The sequence below is a fragment of the Desemzia sp. AGC72 genome, from assembly GCF_057334175.1.
In genome coordinates this window covers 151,775-170,462 of sequence record NZ_JBHFIG010000006.1, presented here as the reverse complement: position 1 = coordinate 170,462, position 18,688 = coordinate 151,775, and the positions used below count along the sequence as shown (strand labels likewise).

At 38.1% G+C, this 18,688-nt stretch carries 13 protein-coding genes; 6 read left to right on the top strand and 7 right to left on the bottom strand.

Features of this window, described 5'->3' with window-relative positions; genetic code table 11:
* Positions 1–19: 19 nt before the first annotated feature.
* Positions 20–1,306 carry a PTS cellobiose transporter subunit IIC gene (celB, locus tag ACE025_RS04220; protein WP_485937786.1) on the bottom strand — a complete coding sequence of 429 codons (1,287 nt, stop codon included), beginning with the start codon at positions 1,304–1,306 and terminating at the stop codon, positions 20–22.
* Positions 1,307–1,551: 245 nt separating this feature from the next.
* Positions 1,552–2,946, bottom strand: coding sequence for a glycoside hydrolase family 1 protein (locus ACE025_RS04215; RefSeq protein WP_485937784.1), 1,395 nt, complete (start codon positions 2,944–2,946; stop codon positions 1,552–1,554).
* 618 nt (positions 2,947–3,564) lie between these two features.
* Here ACE025_RS04215 and ACE025_RS04210 point away from each other — a divergent pair.
* The gene (locus ACE025_RS04210; protein WP_485937782.1) at positions 3,565–6,201 is read left to right on the top strand and encodes a cation-translocating P-type ATPase; all 2,637 of its coding nucleotides are present in this window, start codon (positions 3,565–3,567) and stop codon (positions 6,199–6,201) included.
* A gap of 331 nt (positions 6,202–6,532) precedes the next feature.
* Here the strand turns inward: ACE025_RS04210 and ACE025_RS04205 are convergent, their stop codons facing one another.
* Positions 6,533–7,963: a 6-phospho-beta-glucosidase gene (locus ACE025_RS04205; protein ID WP_485937780.1), complete on the bottom strand. Its 1,431-nt coding sequence runs from the start codon at positions 7,961–7,963 to the stop codon at positions 6,533–6,535.
* A 207-nt stretch (positions 7,964–8,170) separates the two neighbouring features.
* On the opposite strand from ACE025_RS04205, the gene ACE025_RS04200 reads away from it, so the two are divergent.
* On the top strand, positions 8,171–9,031 hold the full coding sequence (locus tag ACE025_RS04200; protein ID WP_485937778.1) for an MBL fold metallo-hydrolase: 861 nt from the start codon (positions 8,171–8,173) through the stop codon (positions 9,029–9,031).
* Between the two features lie 62 nt (positions 9,032–9,093).
* Here the strand turns inward: ACE025_RS04200 and celB (ACE025_RS04195) are convergent, their stop codons facing one another.
* Entirely contained in the window at positions 9,094–10,437 is a 1,344-nt protein-coding gene (celB, locus tag ACE025_RS04195; protein ID WP_485937776.1) for a PTS cellobiose transporter subunit IIC, read from the bottom strand.
* Between the two features lie 331 nt (positions 10,438–10,768).
* On the opposite strand from celB (ACE025_RS04195), the gene ACE025_RS04190 reads away from it, so the two are divergent.
* The gene (locus ACE025_RS04190; protein WP_485937775.1) at positions 10,769–11,641 is read left to right on the top strand and encodes a DUF368 domain-containing protein; all 873 of its coding nucleotides are present in this window, start codon (positions 10,769–10,771) and stop codon (positions 11,639–11,641) included.
* Positions 11,642–11,702: 61 nt separating this feature from the next.
* On the opposite strand, the gene ACE025_RS04185 is transcribed toward ACE025_RS04190, so the two are convergent.
* The gene (locus ACE025_RS04185; RefSeq protein WP_485937773.1) at positions 11,703–13,106 is read right to left on the bottom strand and encodes a glycoside hydrolase family 1 protein; all 1,404 of its coding nucleotides are present in this window, start codon (positions 13,104–13,106) and stop codon (positions 11,703–11,705) included.
* Between the two features lie 163 nt (positions 13,107–13,269).
* Between ACE025_RS04185 and ACE025_RS04180 the strand changes: the two genes are divergently transcribed.
* The 3 genes from ACE025_RS04180 to ACE025_RS04170 all read left to right on the top strand — a co-directional run bounded on the left by ACE025_RS04180 (position 13,270) and on the right by ACE025_RS04170 (position 16,201).
* Positions 13,270–13,803 (top strand): 3'-5' exonuclease, encoded by a 534-nt coding sequence (locus ACE025_RS04180; protein WP_485937771.1) that lies wholly within the window; start codon positions 13,270–13,272, stop codon positions 13,801–13,803.
* Positions 13,804–14,013: 210 nt separating this feature from the next.
* The gene (locus tag ACE025_RS04175; RefSeq protein ID WP_485937769.1) at positions 14,014–15,477 is read left to right on the top strand and encodes an amino acid ABC transporter substrate-binding protein/permease; all 1,464 of its coding nucleotides are present in this window, start codon (positions 14,014–14,016) and stop codon (positions 15,475–15,477) included.
* Positions 15,470–16,201 (top strand): amino acid ABC transporter ATP-binding protein, encoded by a 732-nt coding sequence (locus tag ACE025_RS04170; RefSeq protein ID WP_485937767.1) that lies wholly within the window; start codon positions 15,470–15,472, stop codon positions 16,199–16,201. The genes ACE025_RS04175 and ACE025_RS04170 overlap by 8 nt, the downstream gene beginning before the upstream one ends.
* A 518-nt stretch (positions 16,202–16,719) precedes the next feature.
* On the opposite strand, the gene ACE025_RS04165 is transcribed toward ACE025_RS04170, so the two are convergent.
* Complete coding sequence (locus tag ACE025_RS04165; protein WP_485937765.1) at positions 16,720–17,751, bottom strand: glycoside hydrolase family 43 protein; 1,032 nt, start codon at positions 17,749–17,751, stop codon at positions 16,720–16,722.
* 97 nt (positions 17,752–17,848) lie between these two features.
* A complete protein-coding gene (locus ACE025_RS04160) occupies positions 17,849–18,676 on the bottom strand; it encodes a carbohydrate ABC transporter permease (RefSeq protein WP_485937763.1) in 828 nt (275 codons plus the stop codon).
* Between the last annotated feature and the right edge of the window lie 12 nt (positions 18,677–18,688).

Below are 18,688 nucleotides of genomic sequence, written 5' to 3'. Positions count from 1 at the left end.
TTTAATTAATAAATGTTGATTATTCTGCTGTACTTAAATCGACTGAACGAAGGTTTGCTTTGTCCACTACTTTCAAGAATGGGAACCAGATCACACCAATAATAGCCATGTTGATCAATTGCAGAACCCCACCCATTACAGAGTTGGTTGCTAACATACCGTTAAAGAACACTGGAACTGTCCATGGTACTGATACCCCTGTTGGAGTTGGGAAGATACCTAAGTCCATTACGATATAGTTCAAAGTTGTTGTTACTAATGGAGCTAAGATCCAAGGAATGAAGATTGAAGCATTCAATACAAGCGGCATACCAAAGATTACTGGCTCGTTAACATTGAAGATTCCTGGAGCTAAAGCTAAACGACCGACATCTTTCATCTGACGACTCTTCATTACGAATGCCATCAAGATAACCACGATTAACGTGCTACCTGATCCACCCATACCAACTGTATACATTTCCATAAATGATTTTGTAACGATATGCGGTAATTCTTCTCCTGCTTTGAATGCTTCTTGGTTTTCTAACATCAAAGTGTTCCAGATTGGATCCATTACTGAGTTGACAATGATTTGTCCATGTAATCCAAAGAACCAAAGCAATTGAACAAAGAATACTGCAATCAATGTTGCAGGCAATCCACTACCTAAACCAGTTAATGGTTGTTGGATTACGTTATATACAAAGTCATGCAAGTTAGTATCAAATGCACCAGTTACGATAGCGTTAACAATAGTGAAGACACTTAAAGTAATGATAGCAGGAATCATAGCTGCAAATGATTTAGAAACAGCTGTCGGAACACCGTCCGGCATTTTGATAATAATTCCTTTTTTAGTGATTCGGCTGTAAATTTCAGCTGCGATAAATGCTGCGATCATACCAACGAACATACCTTTAGCACCTAGACGGTCAAGTGTCAATACTCCTGATACTACTTCACCAGATTCTAGTGTCATAACAAAAGGTGTTAAAATTAAATATGAAGCTAGGGATACAGCTCCTCCATAAACAGGATCCACATCATGTGTTTTAGATAAATAATACCCAATACCAAATGTAACGAATATAGTCAAAATAGACATCGTAGCGTTTTGTCCACTACCAAACAATGTTCCTAAAGTACTTTTCATTTCATCACTGAAGAAAGGCAGGTTGTTGATTACTACAACCAATGAACCAAACATAGTAATCGGGAAAGCCAACATAAAAGCGTCACGTAATACTAGTAAATATTTGTTTTGACCCAGCTTTCCTGCAATCGGTAACAATTTTTCACTTAACTTATCAATAAAGCCATTCATAAGTAAAATCCTCTTTTCCTTTTTTGATTTTTTGAATAATTTTGATTATTATAGCAAACGTTTACAAAACAAAGTATAACACTTCTACCTTAAATGTCTAGTCTTTTATAAAAGAAGTTTGTATGTTTCACAGATCGTTCACAATTCAATAGATCACTAAAGTTTTTTATTGCCTAAGCGGACAAAAAATGCACTCATGCCAATACGGCAAAGTGCATTTTTTGTTGCTTCTCAATAATTGTATATTAAGCTTCGAAACCATTGTTTTTTGCCAATTCATTAAACCAACGTCCACTTTTCTTGATTGTACGTTTGTAGTTGTTGTCTAAGTCTACTGCAATCAATCCATAGCGGTTTTTATAGGCATTTGTCCATGACCAATTGTCCATGCATGTCCACATATGATATCCTCGCACGTTACTTCCCTCTTGGATAGCTTGATGCACATATTTCAAATGATCTTGTACGAATTCAATACGGTAATCATCTTCAATAATTCCTTGATCATTGACGTATCGCTCTTCACCTTCGACACCCATTCCGTTTTCTGAAATGTAGCATTTGATATTGCCATAGTTTTCGCGCAAATTCGTCAAGATATCGTAAACACCTTTTTCGTAAATTTCCCATCCACGGTAAGGATTCATTTTACGTCCTGGCATCTCGTAGTTGTCAAAAAAGTCATCCGGCATTGGACCATCAGCTAATTTTTTTGTTGATTCTTTAGCTTTGATTCGACGAGGTTGGTAATAATTAACACCTAATAAATCAACAGTATTTTCTTTTATTGTTTCTAAGTCGCCTTCTTCGATCACTGGTAAAACATCGATTTCACTTAGGATCTCAACTAGATCAGTTGGGAATTCACCTTTTACAGCTGTATCTAAGAATGAACGGTTAAAGAATGCGTCAGCTGCTTTAGCTGCTTTTACATCTTCAGGATTTGCTTCATCACGTGGGTAACTTGGAGTTAAGTTTAAGATGATCCCGATTTCTCCGTCTAAGTTCATTCCATGATAAGCATTGATTGCTTTAGCGCTTGCTAAAATTTCATGGAAAGCTACTTGAACAGCTTTTTTCATGTCTACTACTGCTGGGTAATGGAATTGATATAAGTAACCGCCCTCTACAGGTACAATTGGCTCATTATGTGTAAACCATTTTTTAACACGGTCTCCAAACAATTCGAAACATACTTTTGCAAAAGCAACATAAGCTTCTACTGTTTCACGACTTTCCCAGCCGCCCTTTTCTTGCATTTTCATCGGCATGTCGAAATGATAAAGATTAATAAACGGTTCAATATCATTAGCAATCAATTCGTCAATGACTTCATTATAAAAGCTGACTGCAGTTTGGTTTACTTCTCCTGTACCATTTGGAATCAATCGGCTCCATTGAATAGATGTACGGAATGTCGTATGTCCTGTTTCCTTCATTAATTGAATGTCTTCTTTGAATTTTTCATAGAAGACAGAAGTTTTTTCTGGTCCTACTTGATTGAAGAATAGTTCTGGGCTTTCTTTATACCAGTAATCCCAGATGCTGTCTCCTTTGTTATCGCCTTCAAAAACGCCTTCAGTTTGTGGACCGCTTGCTGCTGTACCCCACCAAAAATTTTCGGGAAATGTATATTGCATGTTTATTAGCTCCTTTTAAATGACTATACTTTTATTTTTTAACCTTTATACTTTTAAAGCATAACAAAAAAAATTTGATTTGTCTCGCATATTTCAAAAAAAATTAAATCGTTTTCATTTTTCTTTTGTGTCCTGGAAAGATTTTTACGTAAACAGTTTGTCTTTTTTTTGTTGCGTCGTGTTTCAGAATACGATATACTAAATAACGATGAAATCGATAAGAACCAATAAGGGAGTAACTGGCAGCAGATGCTGTGGCAACATCACCAGCAAGTAGAGGTAACGGTCTACTGGTGTTGTCTTAAATAGTGAGACTTATGCAGTTGTTGAACCATAAACAATTCCGCATAAGTCTCTTTTTTTTTCGATTTTATTGTCAAATTTATTAAGGAGGAGTCGATAGAAGAGATAGCACATTTTAATCCAGCTGATCAGCTGCCAAAATAAGTTCAGTTAGGCATTTTGACAGTTCAACTACAAGTTCTGTTTCTTGTGAAAAAACAGCTAGAATAGTATGTTAGATGTATAAATATAATACAACTATCTCAATAGTAGTAAAAGTTCTCCTTAGCACTACTTATCAACATACTGCTACGAAATTAAGAAAGGGTGTAAAATTTGGAAAATTATCAAAAAAGTACTGAAGAAATTTTTCAGGAATTCGAAGCTTCAAGAGAGGGGCTATCAGATGCGGAAGTTAAACGCAGACAAGAACGTGATGGCCTTAATGAGTTAAAGCAAAAGAAACGCGACTCAGTTCTGAAGCTGTTTTTAGAAACATTTAAAGATGCAATGGTTATCGTTCTTTTAATTGTCGCAGTCATTCAAGTATTACTAGGTGAAGTAACAGAATCACTTATCATTTTTGCTGTATTGATGATCAACTCGATTTTAAGTGTTGTTCAAACAAGAAAAGCTGAAGGGTCATTAGATGCTTTGAAAAATATGTCGGCTCCTTCTGCCAAAGTACAACGTAACGGTAAAAAAGAAACTATCCCTGCAAAAGAATTGGTTGTTGGAGATATCGTAAGTCTAGATGCCGGAGATTATGTTCCTGCAGATGGACGTTTGATCGAAGCCGGCTCATTGCAAATCGAAGAAGGTATGCTGACAGGTGAGTCTGTCGCTTCTGAGAAAGATACTAAAGAGTTGAGCGGAGACGTTCCTTTAGGCGACCGTTCAAACATGGTATTTAGTGGAACACTAACAACTTATGGACGTGGTCTGTTTGTTGTTACTGGAACTGGAAACAACACGGAAATGGGTAAAGTTGCCAGCTTGATCGATGACGCTTCAACTAAACAAACACCGTTGCAAAAGAAATTAGATTCATTCAGTAAAAAATTGGGTGTCGGTATCTTACTATTAAGTATCTTGATTTTCGGTATCCAAGCTGCTCGTATTTTCTTCGGTGATGTTGCAGATGTTCAAACTGAATTATTGAATGCATTCATGTTTGCTGTAGCTGTCGCAGTTGCTGCTATCCCTGAAGCTTTGCAATCAATCGTAACGATCGTATTATCAGTTGGAACGAATAAGATGGCTAAGAAACACGCGATCATCCGTAAATTACCTGCTGTAGAAACTTTAGGATCAACAAGTATCATTTGTACGGATAAAACCGGTACATTGACTCAAAACAAGATGACGATCGTAGATTACTTCTTGCCAAACGGTCAATCTGGCGAGTTTAATGCTTCTCCTGAATCATGGTCAGCTGATGAAAAACGTCTTATGGAAATTGCTGTTTTAGCTAATGACTCTAACATCAATGAAGCGGGACAAGAGCTAGGCGATCCTACTGAAATAGCTATGATTGCTTTCAGCAACAAAATGAATCAGCCATACGAAAATGTACGTAAAATGTATCCTCGTGAAGCTGAATTGCCATTTGACTCTGATCGTAAATTGATGTCAACAGTCAACACGATTGATGGCGAACGTCTTCTATTGACTAAAGGTGGTCCAGATGTTGTATTTGGCCGCAGCACTAAAATGTTGTTGAATGGCGAAGTCGTTGAATTGACGGACGAACGTCTAAAAGTTTTACAAGATCAAAACGAATCTTTCTCAGACCGTGCGTTGCGTGTGTTGGCATTTGCTTACAAGCCGCTTCCTGAAGGTAATGAATTAGGCTTCGACGATGAAAATGATTTGATTTTAGCTGGTTTGATGGCTATGATCGACCCTCCTCGTGAAGCAGTATATGGTGCGGTTGCAGAAGCTAAAAGCGCTGGAATCAAAACAGTTATGATCACTGGTGACCACAAAACAACAGCTCGTGCTATTGCTCGTGATATCGGTATCTTTGAAGAAGGCGACATTGCTTTAACTGGTCAAGAGTTAGATGCTCTTAGCGAAGAAGAATTACACAGCAAATTGGAACACATTTCTGTATACGCTCGTGTTTCTCCAGAAAACAAAATTCGTATCGTTCGCGCATGGCAAGATCAAGATAAAGTATCTGCTATGACGGGTGACGGTGTTAATGATGCTCCTGCCTTGAAACAAGCTGATATCGGGGTTGCTATGGGTAGTGGTACTGACGTTGCGAAAGACTCTGCAGCTATGGTATTGACTGACGACAACTTTGTTTCAATCATCAATGCTGTTGAAGTTGGGCGTAATGTTTATGACAACATCAAAAAAGCTATTGCTTACTTGTTCTCAGGTAACTTAGGTGCGATCATCGCAATCATCGCAGCTTTATTGATGAACTGGGTCAGCCCGTTCACTGCTTTACAATTATTGTTCATTAACTTAGTAAACGACTCTATCCCAGCTATTTCTTTAGGTATGGAGCCTGGTGAACCAAACGTAATGCAACGTAAACCTCGTGATCCTAATGAAGGTATTTTTGCAGGTGGTACGTTCACTTCAGTTGTCTTCCGTGGTGTCTTGATTGGTACAGCTGTTATCATCTCTCAATACATTGGTTTAGGTTACTCTGACGAAATGAGTGTTGCAATGGCCTTTACGACATTGATCTTATCTCGTACATTGCAAGTTTTCCCAGCTCGTTCAAACACACAAACATCTATTGGTGCAGGTTTCTTCTCTAATATGTATGCTATTTATGCCTTTATCTTCTGTATGGCATTATATGGTGTCACAATGTTGCCGGGTGTACGTTCGATCTTTGATATTCCTGCTGACTTCGGTCTAGAACAATGGGGAATTGCTGCTGGTTTAGCCTTAGCTGCAGTTGTCCTTATGGAATTAAGAAAAATTGTTTTCCCACCAAAAGATAAATAATTTGTTCATGATGTAAAACCTCTGACAAGAAAACATTTCTTGTCGGAGGTTTTTCGTTTGCCTAAATTTGTGTTGCTCCTTTTCAACAAAAATTCGGCCAAGAACAGCTGATTTTTCTCTCTCATGGCTGACTGTGAATCGTTTTTCAGCCATGAGCCATTACAAAACAGAGTTCACGGCTGAACATCAATTACTATCGGCCATGAGCTCATCATTCTTAATCACCATGGCCTAAAACAGAACCCTTTTGCTTAATGTCAGTCTCTCTTTCTGTTGTCGAAATAAAACAAGCAGCCAAGTTACTAAAATCGGCTGCTTGTTTCTCTTTTGATTAGTTTTCTACATTTCCTACTAAATCTGGAGTATTGCTTTTCATCAATTCATCTACATAAGCGACTGTCTCAGGTTGTGTCTCTTCTATCTCTTTGATTTTATCGGCAAATTGCGGCAAGTGATTCTTGTGAGCGTAAAGCAATTCATCTAAAATCGTTTTAGCCATCGTTCCGCCTGGTACTAAAGGATTAACTGTGAAGGCTTGCAATGCAGCGCCGTAATTGCCTTCTACTGCTGCACGGATAACCGTCTCTTCCATCCCTTTCATGTTTTGGATGATTCCTCTTGCTGCTCCTGACGGGAATGCTCCCCAATTGTACGGTTCTACTCCATGAGCAGTAACCACGCCTGAAACCTCAACGATACTGTCATATGGCAAATCAGTGATTGTTCCGTTGTTTTGAGTCGACACGACCATTTCTGTACGTTTGTCGTTTTGGATAGAAGCGATGATCTCACAAGCTGCATCACTATAGTGCGTTCCACCCCGTTGAGACAACTCTTCCGGTTTGTAATCTAATGCTGGATCCTTATAAAGCTCGAACAAACGTCTTTCCGTTTCTTTTACAACTTGAGCTCTTGTTTCTCCTCTTTCAAATTCTTCGATCGAATGCTGCAGCATTTCGTCTTCAATGTAGTAGTAACGGTGATATCCACATGGCAGCATACCCAAGTCTTTGATTTGTTCGTAGTGGAATGAAGCACTATGAATGTTTTTCAAATGATTGTCATCTTCATTTTGATCTGGTCCGTAAAGAATGTCGATCAATTCAGCTGTTCTTTCTTTACCAGTTTTATCCCATACACGGTGCCAATGGAAATGATTGATTCCTGCAAATTTAAAGAACAATTCATTTTCAGGAATACCTAGTTTTTCAGAAGCTGATGAACAGTGACCGATAGGCACGTTGCATAAACCAACCGTTCTTTCCCATCCGCCTACTTTGATCGCTGCTTCAGTGACCATTCCAGCGGGATTCGTGAAGTTGACCAACCAAGCATCTGGACATTGTTCTTTCATATCTTCAATAATATCTAAAATAACCGGAATTGTACGGAAAGCTTTCAACATTCCGCCTGCTCCATTTGTTTCTTGTCCCAAAACGCCATGTGATAAAGGAATTCGTTCATCTTTTACACGTGCATCCAGTAAACCGACTCTAAATTGAGTGGTCACGAAGTCAGCTCCTTGTAAAGCTGCTTTACGGTCTAATGTCAGTTCAACATTCCAATCTAGTCCCGCAGCTTTCACCATTCGTTTTGCCATTTCACCAACAATTTCCAACTTTTCTTTACCCTCTTCAATATCCACCAGCACGATATCTTTGATAGGTAATTGATCTTTACGCTTGATGTATCCTTCGATCAATTCAGGTGTATAACTTGAACCTCCACCAATTGTAACAATTTTCAAAGCTTCTTTAGTCATTGTTATCCTCCTTAGAAAACGTTTTCTTTTTAACTACGTCTTCACTATAATTTGTGTAATCCATTACAGTCAAGCTTTATTCTAAAAGAATCTTCAGCAAAAGAATTCCTCAAGAAAATTATAGCCAACCAAGAGGTATCAACTGAACTTTTTTCATTTACTTGTTAGAATAATGATGTCTAAAACTTTATTATAAGGAGGCTAATTATGGATTCATCTATATATTATGGAAAAGATTATAAAACTATTCCTATGACCTCTCGCAAAAGAAATCAAGGAAGAGAAGTGACCCCTGATGTTTATTTGTACACCGTTCAATTTGTTAATTTGTATATGATTGGAGATATCGTAAGTGGTGATTTTGTTCTCGTTGATGCTGGTACACCTAATCGATCAGAAGACATTATTGCAGCTGTAGAAAACCGATTTGGAAAAAACAGTCGTCCAAAAGCCATTATTTTGACTCACGGCCATTTCGACCACGTAGGCTCAGTCATTGAGCTGGTAAATTATTGGGATGTTCCCGTATACGCTCATGAATTGGAACTTCCTTACCTCACAGGTGAAGAAAGTTATCCTACGGGAGATTCTGCTGTTGAAGGTGGATTAATTGCTAAAATGTCAGCAGCTTTCCCTGTCGAACCAATCAATTTGGCTTCACATATCCATCCTTTGCCAAACGACGGTTCTGTTCCTCATTTATCTGAGTTCAAATGGATTCACGTTCCCGGACATACCCCAGGGCAAGTGGCTTTGTTTAGAGAAAAAGATCGTCTCTTAATAGCAGCTGATGCTTTCGTAACGACTAAACAAGAATCTCTTTACCATGTACTGACACAAAAGAAAGAATTGAGCGGACCTCCAAGATATTTAACAACGGATTGGTTAGCGGCTAAAGAATCTGTACAGAAGTTAGCTTCATTAGAACCCATTATTGCAGTGACCGGACATGGTCCTCTAATGCAAGGCGCTGAATTAACGGAGAAATTAAAACAACTTGCGGATCATTTTGATGAATTGGCTGTTCCCAGTAATGGAAAGTTCGTTGATGACTCATCTAAATCATAATAGAGTAAAAAAAACGATTCATTCTATTTCACTAGAATGAATCGTCTTTTTATCTTTTGAAGTTAAGCAGTTGGTGTTCCAGTTGGTGCATTAGTATCAGAAGTTTGTTCTGCAAGAATCTCTTCTTCAGATTTCCCTTGTTCTACCATATAAGCTTTTTGGTCAACCATTTTGAAGAATGGATAATATACTAATCCGCCTAATCCGATTTGGAAGACTTGTAATAAAGCCCCTGTCCAACCACTAACTAAAAATCCGGAGAAGATCGGAGGAGTTGTCCAAGGAATATTGACACCATTAGCAACGTTAACCAAACCTGTAGACATCGCAACATATGCAATAACCGCCATAATGATTGGGTTGATAATAAACGGAATCAGCATGATTGGGTTCAATACAATCGGAATACCAAATACTAATGGCTCATTGATATTGAATAGCCCGGGTCCGATAGCTAGTTTACCTAATGTTTTGAATTGTTTAGATTTTGCAAAGAATAATGCACAAAGAGCTAATCCTAATGTACTTCCTGCTCCCCCAAGCTTGATAAAGTTATCATAAAATTGAGAGTTGATGATGTTAGGCAATGCTTGTCCTGCTGCAAAAGCTTCAGCATTTCCAGCGGTCAAAGACAACCAGATCGGTGACATTACACCAGATACGATTTGAGAACCATGGATACCAAATGACCATAGAATAGCTTCAAATAGTAGGACAATGATCATAGCTGGAAGTGATCCGCCTAAAGCTAACAAAGGTGTTTGCAACACTTCAAAAATAAAGTTGTGCGCTGTTTCAAATGGAGTCAAAGTAAACAACATTCTGATAATATTAAAAGATAGAATAACAAAAAGTCCAGGAATCAATGAAGAGAAAGAACGAGCTACGTTACTTGGAACAGACTCAGGCATTCTGATGACCCAACCGCGTTGTACGACAGCTCTCATAATTTCAGTAGCTAAGATCGCTGTGATCATACCCACAAACAAACCGCTGGCACTTAAATTAGAAGCTGGAATTCCAGTTGCTCCTTCAGGTGTTACTAAACTAGGTGTAAGAATAAGGAATGCTACTAAAGATAATACGATACCTGCTACATCATCTACTTTATAATGGCTTGACAATGATTTAGCTATCCCTACAATTACAAAAGGTGTCATGATGTTCATGGTCATGTTATAAGGGACCATGAAGAATTCTGCCCAGTTGTCACCAAAAATATTGGCCATAAAATCTGCGTATCCATTGATTGGCAAGTTAGCTAATAGTAAAAAAATCGAACCAATGATCAAGATAGACATTGCTGCAAAAAAACCACTTTTAATAGCTGTTAAATACCGATTGGAATCTAATTTATAAGCAATTGGCGCCATTTTTTCTTCTAGAAAATTCATAACCTTATCCATTGTTTTTCCTCCTAATAAATGCATTAATCATGCCTTATAACAAACGAGTAACAGAAAAACGCGACAAAAAAATACAGGCTTCCTTTGCGCTTAATGTTATACCTCCCCTCATTTTGTAAGCGCTTACTTTTATCTGATTTGATTTTAATATAACTCAATAATTTTAGCAAGCGTTTTCGTATAATTTTTTAAGAAAATTTGTTTCTCCATATACTTTTAATGTTTTATTACGTTTTTCATAAATACTTGTGTATCTTCTCAAAATCTGTTTATAATAAGCCTTAGTGAAAAAATGTAGTTCTTATTGTAATTCTTAAAGGAGAGAAAACTAGTGATAAATGAGAAGAGCTCATCGAAAGAGTGGTTTATTAGATTACTTAAAGGAGCTGCTGTCGGAATCGGTGGAATCTTACCAGGTTTATCTGGTGGTGTATTAGCCGTTATTTTTGGTCTTTATGATGAAATTATTGATTTTTTAGCAAATATCACCAAAAATTTTATAAAAAACGTACGATACTTTCTGCCAGTTGGTATCGGTGGAATCATAGGTGTCGTCTTATTTGCAACATTTGTTGAGAAAGCATTCGGGCAATATGAAGCTATGTTTACTTGTTTGTTTATCGGATTCGTTGTAGGGACTTTCCCTTCTTTATGGAAGAGTGCCGGAAAACAAGGTCGCAGTGCAGCAGACATGAGTATTCTTGCTGTCAGTGCTGTTGGGTTGTTCTTGTTGATGGTGATTGGTGGACAATCGTTGACTCAATTAGCTCCCAGCTTTTTAACCTGGATGTTCTCTGGTGCTTTGATTGGTCTTGGTGTTATCGTTCCCGGAATGAGCCCCAGCAACTTCTTGATCTATTTTGGTTTATATGAAAAAATGTCTGCCGGTATCAGCGCTTTTGATTTCAGCGTTATCATTCCATTAGCTCTTGGCGGTTTATTGTGTGTACTATTGTTAGCAAAATTAGCCAGTTGGTTATTCGATCGCTTTTACGCTAAAATGTACCACTTTATTCTAGGCATGGTCATCGGTTCATCGGTAGCTATTTTCCCGACTGTCATCTTCCCTGCTTTTTCAACTGAAGGTTTGGCTTCATCAGGACTTTCATTTGCTATGACACTGGTATTCTCTATCGTGATGCTCATCATCGGTATTGTTTTTTCTTACTGGTTCAGCGGAATTGAAGAAAAATATTCTAAATAAATCCTTTTTATAAACAATAAAAGCAGTTTAGAGACGAATTCGTCTCTAAACTGCTTTTGGTTTATCCTAGATTTTCACCATTTGATGCAATAACATCTTTATACCAATAGAAGCTGTCTTTGCGTAATCGAGATAGATCTTTCAAATCAAAGTCAGAACGGTTTACATAGACAAATCCATATCGCTTGCGGAAACCTTCATGAGTACTGATTAAATCAATTGCACTCCATGGGCAGTAACCAAACAACTCTACTCCATCTGTGATGGCCAATTGAACTTGCTTGATGTGATCTCGCAAGTAATTGATTCGGTAAGTATCATGAATTTTCCCATCTTCTGTCAATGCATCACGTCCGCCTAAACCATTTTCGGTGATCACTAACGGCAAAGCATAACGAGAGTAAATATCATTTGCAGTAATACGCAATCCTTCTGGATCTATTTCCCAGCCAAATTCGGTCTTGCCAAGTGCTCCATGTTCTACTTGTCGGAAAAAACCTGGTACACCTTGCCCTTTTTGCTGATCAGCTTCCATAGAATCTGTTTCTTCTTCCAGCGGGTAATATTCTACGGTACCGGAACTGTAATAATTAAAAGCAATGAAATCCGCTAATCCAGACTTCAATGTCTCTTCATCGCCTCGTTCCATATCTGGAGTGGCATTATTTGCTTCTAAGAAAGACCATGCTACATTATTGTATCTTCCATAAACAGCCATATCTAAATACAACCAGTTGCGGACTGCATTAAAGGTTTGTGCCGCTTGGATGTCCAATGGATCATTGGTTTTTGGATAAATCGTTGAAATATTTGGTGCAGGTCCAATTTTAGCATCTGGCAATTTGTCATGACACTCTTTCATCACACGAGCTTGAGCCAATAGCATGTGGTGGTTTTGCTGATAAGTTTCTTTCATCGTTGTTGCTCCGCCGCCGATAACTGCTCCAGCAGATAAAATCATCATATTTTGTTCATTGATCGTTTGCCAGAATTTAACGCGATCCCCAAAGCGGTCAAATAAAATTCCACAATAACGTACAAAAGCATCAATCGTTTCTCTGCTGCTCCAGCCGCCTTTTTCTTCAAGCGCTGCAGGTAAATCAAAATGGTAAACTGTTACTAAAGGTTCAATACGATGTTTTAACAATTCATTGATCAAGTTATCGTAAAATCGGATCCCCTCTTCGTTCACTTCTCCATCGCCATCTGGAACAATGCGTGTCCAAGCTATCGAGAACCGGTACGTTTTAAAGCCCATTTCTGCTAACATCGCTACATCTTCTTTGTAGTGATGGTAATGGTCAGCAGCTACCTTAAAATCTGACGTGTCACTAGGAATGGTTTTTGTGTCTTGAACTGAAGGTCCTTTTCCGCCTTCATTCCATGCTCCTTCTATTTGGTAAGCACTAGTGGATCCTCCCCATAAGAAGTCATTTGGAAATGGTCTCAATGTTTGATGTTTCATGATTCATCCTCCTTAGTTTATACCGCTTTCACAAATAGACTATATCTTGTGTAATGGATTACATTCAAGCAGAAAAATCATTTTCTTTTAATAATGATTTTTCTTTAAAAAAGTTGTGCTACAATATCTTTATCTTTAATGTGTCAGAAAGCGGAGGGAAGAAATGAATTTTACAGCTATCGACTTTGAAACAGCCAACTTCCAGAAACATAGTGCCTGCTCTGTAGCTCTTACGATCGTTCGTGACAGTAAGATCGTAGACAATTACTATACACTCTTGAAACCAGATACTTTTTTCAATCAAAAAAACATCCAAATACACGGCATACACGAACGGGATGTCATTGATGCGCCAAATTTTGCGCAAATATGGCCTGAGATTCAACCTTTGTTCACTCAAAACCAGTTGATCGTGGCTCATAATCTTCCTTTTGACCGAGGCGTACTTCACGGTTGTTTGGATTATTACGGTATCGAACGTCCAAATTACCAAACCTTGTGTACTGTTCAGTCCAGCCGAAAATTATTGTATGAATTGCCTAATCACAAATTAAATACCGTCTGCGGTGCTTTAGACATCAGACTAGACAATCATCATAACGCTTTAGCCGATAGCGTTGCTTGTGCAAATATCTTATTGTATTTAGAAGAACACTTTGGAACTGATCCATTGAAAAAGCTCGTCAAATATGTTTAATCATCATTCCCCTATATCAGAATCCTAAATGGAACTGATATAGGTTTTTTCGTTTGTTGGGTATCCCTTTGTTGCAGCATTAGAAAACCTTTTATTGATTTACTATATATTTTACTTTGTAGAAAATCTGGATGTTTTAAGGCATTATATTTGAAAAGGCGCCATTCATAAAGTAATGTTAAGGGTATAAAAAAATTGGAGGAGAGAACCATGTACAAATATAAAAGGAAATTATTTACCTTTATGATGGCCTTAGCCAGTATGGCTGCCATTTTTATTCCCTTACAAGCGGAAGCAACAGAAACAGAAAGCAACAAAGGAACCCCCGAAAATCCATACCTCATTACAACGGATGTTACTTACACTCCATTTGAATTTCAAAATGCTGACGGCGAATACGTCGGAATTGACGTTGATATCATAAAAGCTATTGCAGAAGATCAAGGTTTTGAAATTGAATTAAGACCTTTAAACTTTAGTGCCGGCTTGCAAGCCTTAGAGACTAATCAAGTTGATGGTATGATCGCTGCTATGAGTATTACACCAGAACGCGAGGAATCATTTGATTTTTCTGATCCTTACTTTGAAGCGGGAACTGTAATGGCCATCGCTGAGGACAATGACGAAATCGCTACTTATGAAGACCTTGAAGGCAAAACAGTAGCTGTAAAAGTTGGAACGACTGGTGCAAATTTTGTCAATGAGTTAACAAAAGAATATGATATTGAAGTCAACCAATTCGATGACTCTGCTACAATGTACGAAGACGTTATCGCTGGTCACTCAGATGCCGTATTCGATGACTACCCTGTTATGGCGTACGCTGTTCAACAAGGCTTAGCTTTGAAATTCCCGCTTGAACCCGAAGCAGGAGATGTTTATGGATTTGCTGTAAACAAAGACCAAAATCCTGAATTATTAGAAATGTTCAACGAAGGTTTGGCAAATATCCAAGAAAATGGAACTTATGACGAGATCATTGACACTTACATTAGTGAAGATGCAGAAGAATCAACAGGAAATGGGATATTTGGCTTAATTGCGAGTAACTGGCCAGATTTAGCTCGTGGTTTAGGTCAAACTCTATTATTAACATTGATTTCATTTGGTATTGCCTTAGTATTGGGAACTATTCTTGGTCTATTCAATGCCAGCCCAAATAAAGTATTAAATGCCATTTCATCTATTTATATTACAATCATGCGTGGTATTCCATTGATCGTATTGGCTTTCTTTATTTACTTCTCAGTACCACAATTGTTTAATATTAAAATGACAGCTTTTGTGGCAGGTGTGTCAACATTGACGTTGAATACAGCCGCTTATATCTCTGAACAAGTACGTGGAGGTATTTTAGCTGTTGCCAAAGGACAATTAGAAGCCGGTAGAAGTTTGGGGCTTTCTTACAATACTTCAATGAGAAAAATCATTTTACCGCAAGCTATTAAAATCATGATTCCATCATTGATCAACCAATTTGTTATTACTCTGAAAGATACTTCTATTCTTTCGGTAATCGGTATAGTAGAATTAACACAAACAGGACGAATCATTATTGCTCGTACGTACTCATCAGGTAGTATGTGGTTGATTGTCGGAATCATCTATATTCTGATCATCACACTTCTGACATGGGTTTCATCTGTATTGGAAAGGAGATTGTCAAATGACTAAATTAAAAGTAGAACACCTTAAAAAGAGTTTTGGCGATTTAGAAGTCTTAAAAGATTTAAACGCAGAAGTAGAAGAAGGAGAAGTTATTTGCATCATTGGTCCTTCTGGATCTGGTAAAAGTACTTTCCTTCGTTGCTTAAATAATTTAGAAGAAATTACCGGCGGAAAAGTCATTATCAATGATCGTGACCTGACTGACCCTTCTCAAGATATCAATAAGATTCGCGAAAATATAGGAATGGTATTCCAACACTTTAACTTGTTTCCGCATTTAACGGTTATCGAAAATATCATGCTGGCTCCTAAAGAATTAAAAGACGAATCAGATGAAGAGATTCGCAACAGAGCTTTAGGTTTGTTGGAAACTGTTGGGTTAGCTGAAAAAGCAGACGATTATCCGAAATCTCTTTCCGGTGGTCAAAAACAACGTGTGGCAATTGCTCGTGCTTTAGCGATGCAGCCTGATATTATGTTGTTTGATGAACCAACCAGTGCTCTTGACCCTGAAATGGTTGGAGACGTTCTGCAAGTTATGCAAAAATTAGCTAGTGAGGGAATGACGATGTTAGTAGTTACCCATGAGATGGGATTTGCTAAAGAGGTTGCAGATCGCGTTATTTTCATGGACGGTGGTTACATTGTTGAGGAAGGACCACCAGATCAACTATTCAACCATCCACAACACGAACGTACAAAGGACTTCCTAGATAAAGTATTGATTTAATACTTCTCTAAGAAAGAAAATTTTTTCTATAAATAGAGAACGCTCATTGGATCAGCATCCAATGAGCGTTCTCTTTGTTTTTTTTTCATTAATTATCGAGTAAAACCTTTTCAGTTATCATCCTACCTTGTTTTTTGTACCTGCTTATCAAGTAGAACCTGTCTACTTATCATCCTGGCCCATTTTTTGTGCCTACTTATCGAGTAGAACCTGTCTACTTGATATCCTAACTCTTTTTTTGTGACCACTTATCAAGTAGAACCTGTCTACTTATCATCTTGACCCATTTTTTATGCCGGCTTATCAAGTAGAACCTGTCTACTTATCATCCTGACTCGTTTTTTGTGCCGGCTCATCAAGTAGGACCTGTCTACTTATCATCCTAACTCGTTTTTTGTGCCGGCTTATCAAGTAGAACCATTAACCCCCTTACACAGCATCTTTAAACCAGTTCAAGCTAAGGAAACTAAACTTGTCTAGTAACTATAATCAAAATTGTATATCCTAATTCCATCACTTTACTTCAATTCCTGCTCTGTATAAGTTGGTCCCTCAATAATCAATTTGCCATTTTCAAAATATATCAGATCCATCCCTACTTTTCGGTCGCCACTAGGTTTCGTGGGATCCGTATGCATGTGATAAATGGTATATAGCGTTTCGTTATCCAACCCTACTGTTACACTATTATGCCCAGGTCCCGAAATCCCGTTATCTACATCTTCCGACAGAATAGGATTCTCTTCGGCTTTTTCAAATGGTCCCAGCGGATTATCTGCTGTGGCATAGCCGACAGCGTACAAAGGACTGGCAAAGTAATTGGCAGAGTACATCAAATAGTAAGTATCATCCTCTTCCAATACATAGGGTCCTTCATTCCATTGATATTCCCCATATGGTGTCTCCCAAGATTGATCTGGGGTCAATAATAATGTCTCTTCCCCTTCTACTGTCAGCAAATCGTCACTCATTTCTCTAACATAAACTTGGCTGACATGGTCTCCATCAATAATGTTTTCAAAATTGTCTTTTACATAATATAAGTATGGTTGTCCTGAGCCCTCATCTATAAAGATATGCCCATCGATATAAGAACCTTCCTCAGGGATAATGTCTACTGCCACATCTTCAAATGGACCTAACGGACTATCACTGACCGCTATGGCGATTTTTAAGCTGCCGACATATTCTCTAGCACTATAGACCATATAAAATTGATTTTCATATTCAATCACTTCAGGAGCCCAAAAGTCTCCTATTGCCCACTTGTCCTCTTGTAGCTCGTGGTCGTAGGCTAACTCTACCTGTTCTTCCCAATTGACGAGATTATCTGACTGCCATACTTTGAAACCAACATGCGGTTCTGATGTGGCATACATATAATATTGATCCTCGACTTTTAACACATAAGGGTCCCCAATATCTGTCATTTCTCCGATAGGATTTTGATAAGTCGGGCGACTTTGAGTATAAATCAAAACCATTCCTGCAATCAGAATGATACTCAGAACAATGAAAACAATAATCTTATTCCGTTTATTCCATTTCATAGTCTGCTCCTTTCTCGCATAAAAAACGAAGTTATTATTCAATAAAAAACGCAATACCCTTCTTTCTAAACTCAAGGTATTGCGTTTCTTACGTAAATTATTTGATTCCTGTATTCGTCACGCTTCGAACAAAGTATTTATTGGCAAAAATAAAGATAATCAAGGCAGGCACCGTGGCGACCACTGTAGAAGCCATCATTTTACCAGGATTGACAAAGTTTGACCCTTGAATCAAGTTAGCAAGTCCTACTGTAGCTGTCTTCATATCATCCGAACTCGTTACCAGAGAAGGCCATAGGAAATCGTTGTAAATCGCTAAAAAAGTAATGACTGTCAAAGTTGCTACAATTGGTTTGATCGTAGGCATGATTACATGTCTCAAGATATGCCATAAGCTTGCTCCGTCAATGATTGCCGCTTCTTCCAAATCCCGAGGAAAATCCCGCAAGAAGTTATAAATCAGGAAAACGCCCATCGTTCCAGCTGAGTAAGGTAATATCAACGGTGCATAGGTATCCAGATATCCAACTTCTCTAAATAGAAAGAAAGCAGGAAACAGTGTGACAATTCCAGGGATGGTCAAAGCACCCACAACAATACTCAAAAATATTTTTTTCCCCGGCAAATTCAATCGAGCTAATGTATAAGCTGCTAATACATCCACGAAAACCACCAAGGCTGTCCCCGCTGTAGTAACAATAGCTGTGTTCATTAACCAAGTTAAGATGGGAGCATCCGCATCAGCTCCAAAAATACTCGTGTAGTTTTCTATTGTCCAACTTTTCGGTATTAATGATGAAGTAGACAATGATTCACCTAGTTCTTTAAAAGAAGTGAAGATCATCCAGACGATCGGCAATAGAAAAATCAGAGCCACGCCTGTAGAGATCAGCGTTACAGTAATGTCTTTTTTCTTTGATTTCATTTTCTATCCCCT

Excerpts from the sequence above, each read along its gene's own strand:
- ACE025_RS04165 (WP_485937765.1), bottom strand. The coding sequence starts at position 17,751 with ATGAAATGGAATAAACGGAATAAGATTATTGTTTTCATTGTTCTGAGT.
- ACE025_RS04180 (WP_485937771.1), top strand. The coding sequence starts at position 13,270 with ATGAATTTTACAGCTATCGACTTTGAAACAGCCAACTTCCAGAAACAT.
- celB (WP_485937776.1), bottom strand. The coding sequence starts at position 10,437 with ATGGATAAGGTTATGAATTTTCTAGAAGAAAAAATGGCGCCAATTGCT.
- ACE025_RS04185 (WP_485937773.1), bottom strand. The coding sequence starts at position 13,106 with ATGAAACATCAAACATTGAGACCATTTCCAAATGACTTCTTATGGGGA.
- ACE025_RS04200 (WP_485937778.1), top strand. The coding sequence starts at position 8,171 with ATGGATTCATCTATATATTATGGAAAAGATTATAAAACTATTCCTATG.
- ACE025_RS04215 (WP_485937784.1), bottom strand. The coding sequence starts at position 2,946 with ATGCAATATACATTTCCCGAAAATTTTTGGTGGGGTACAGCAGCAAGC.
- ACE025_RS04205 (WP_485937780.1), bottom strand. The coding sequence starts at position 7,963 with ATGACTAAAGAAGCTTTGAAAATTGTTACAATTGGTGGAGGTTCAAGT.
- ACE025_RS04170 (WP_485937767.1), top strand. The coding sequence starts at position 15,470 with ATGACTAAATTAAAAGTAGAACACCTTAAAAAGAGTTTTGGCGATTTA.
- ACE025_RS04175 (WP_485937769.1), top strand. The coding sequence starts at position 14,014 with ATGTACAAATATAAAAGGAAATTATTTACCTTTATGATGGCCTTAGCC.
- celB (WP_485937786.1), bottom strand. The coding sequence starts at position 1,306 with ATGAATGGCTTTATTGATAAGTTAAGTGAAAAATTGTTACCGATTGCA.
- ACE025_RS04160 (WP_485937763.1), bottom strand. The coding sequence starts at position 18,676 with ATGAAATCAAAGAAAAAAGACATTACTGTAACGCTGATCTCTACAGGC.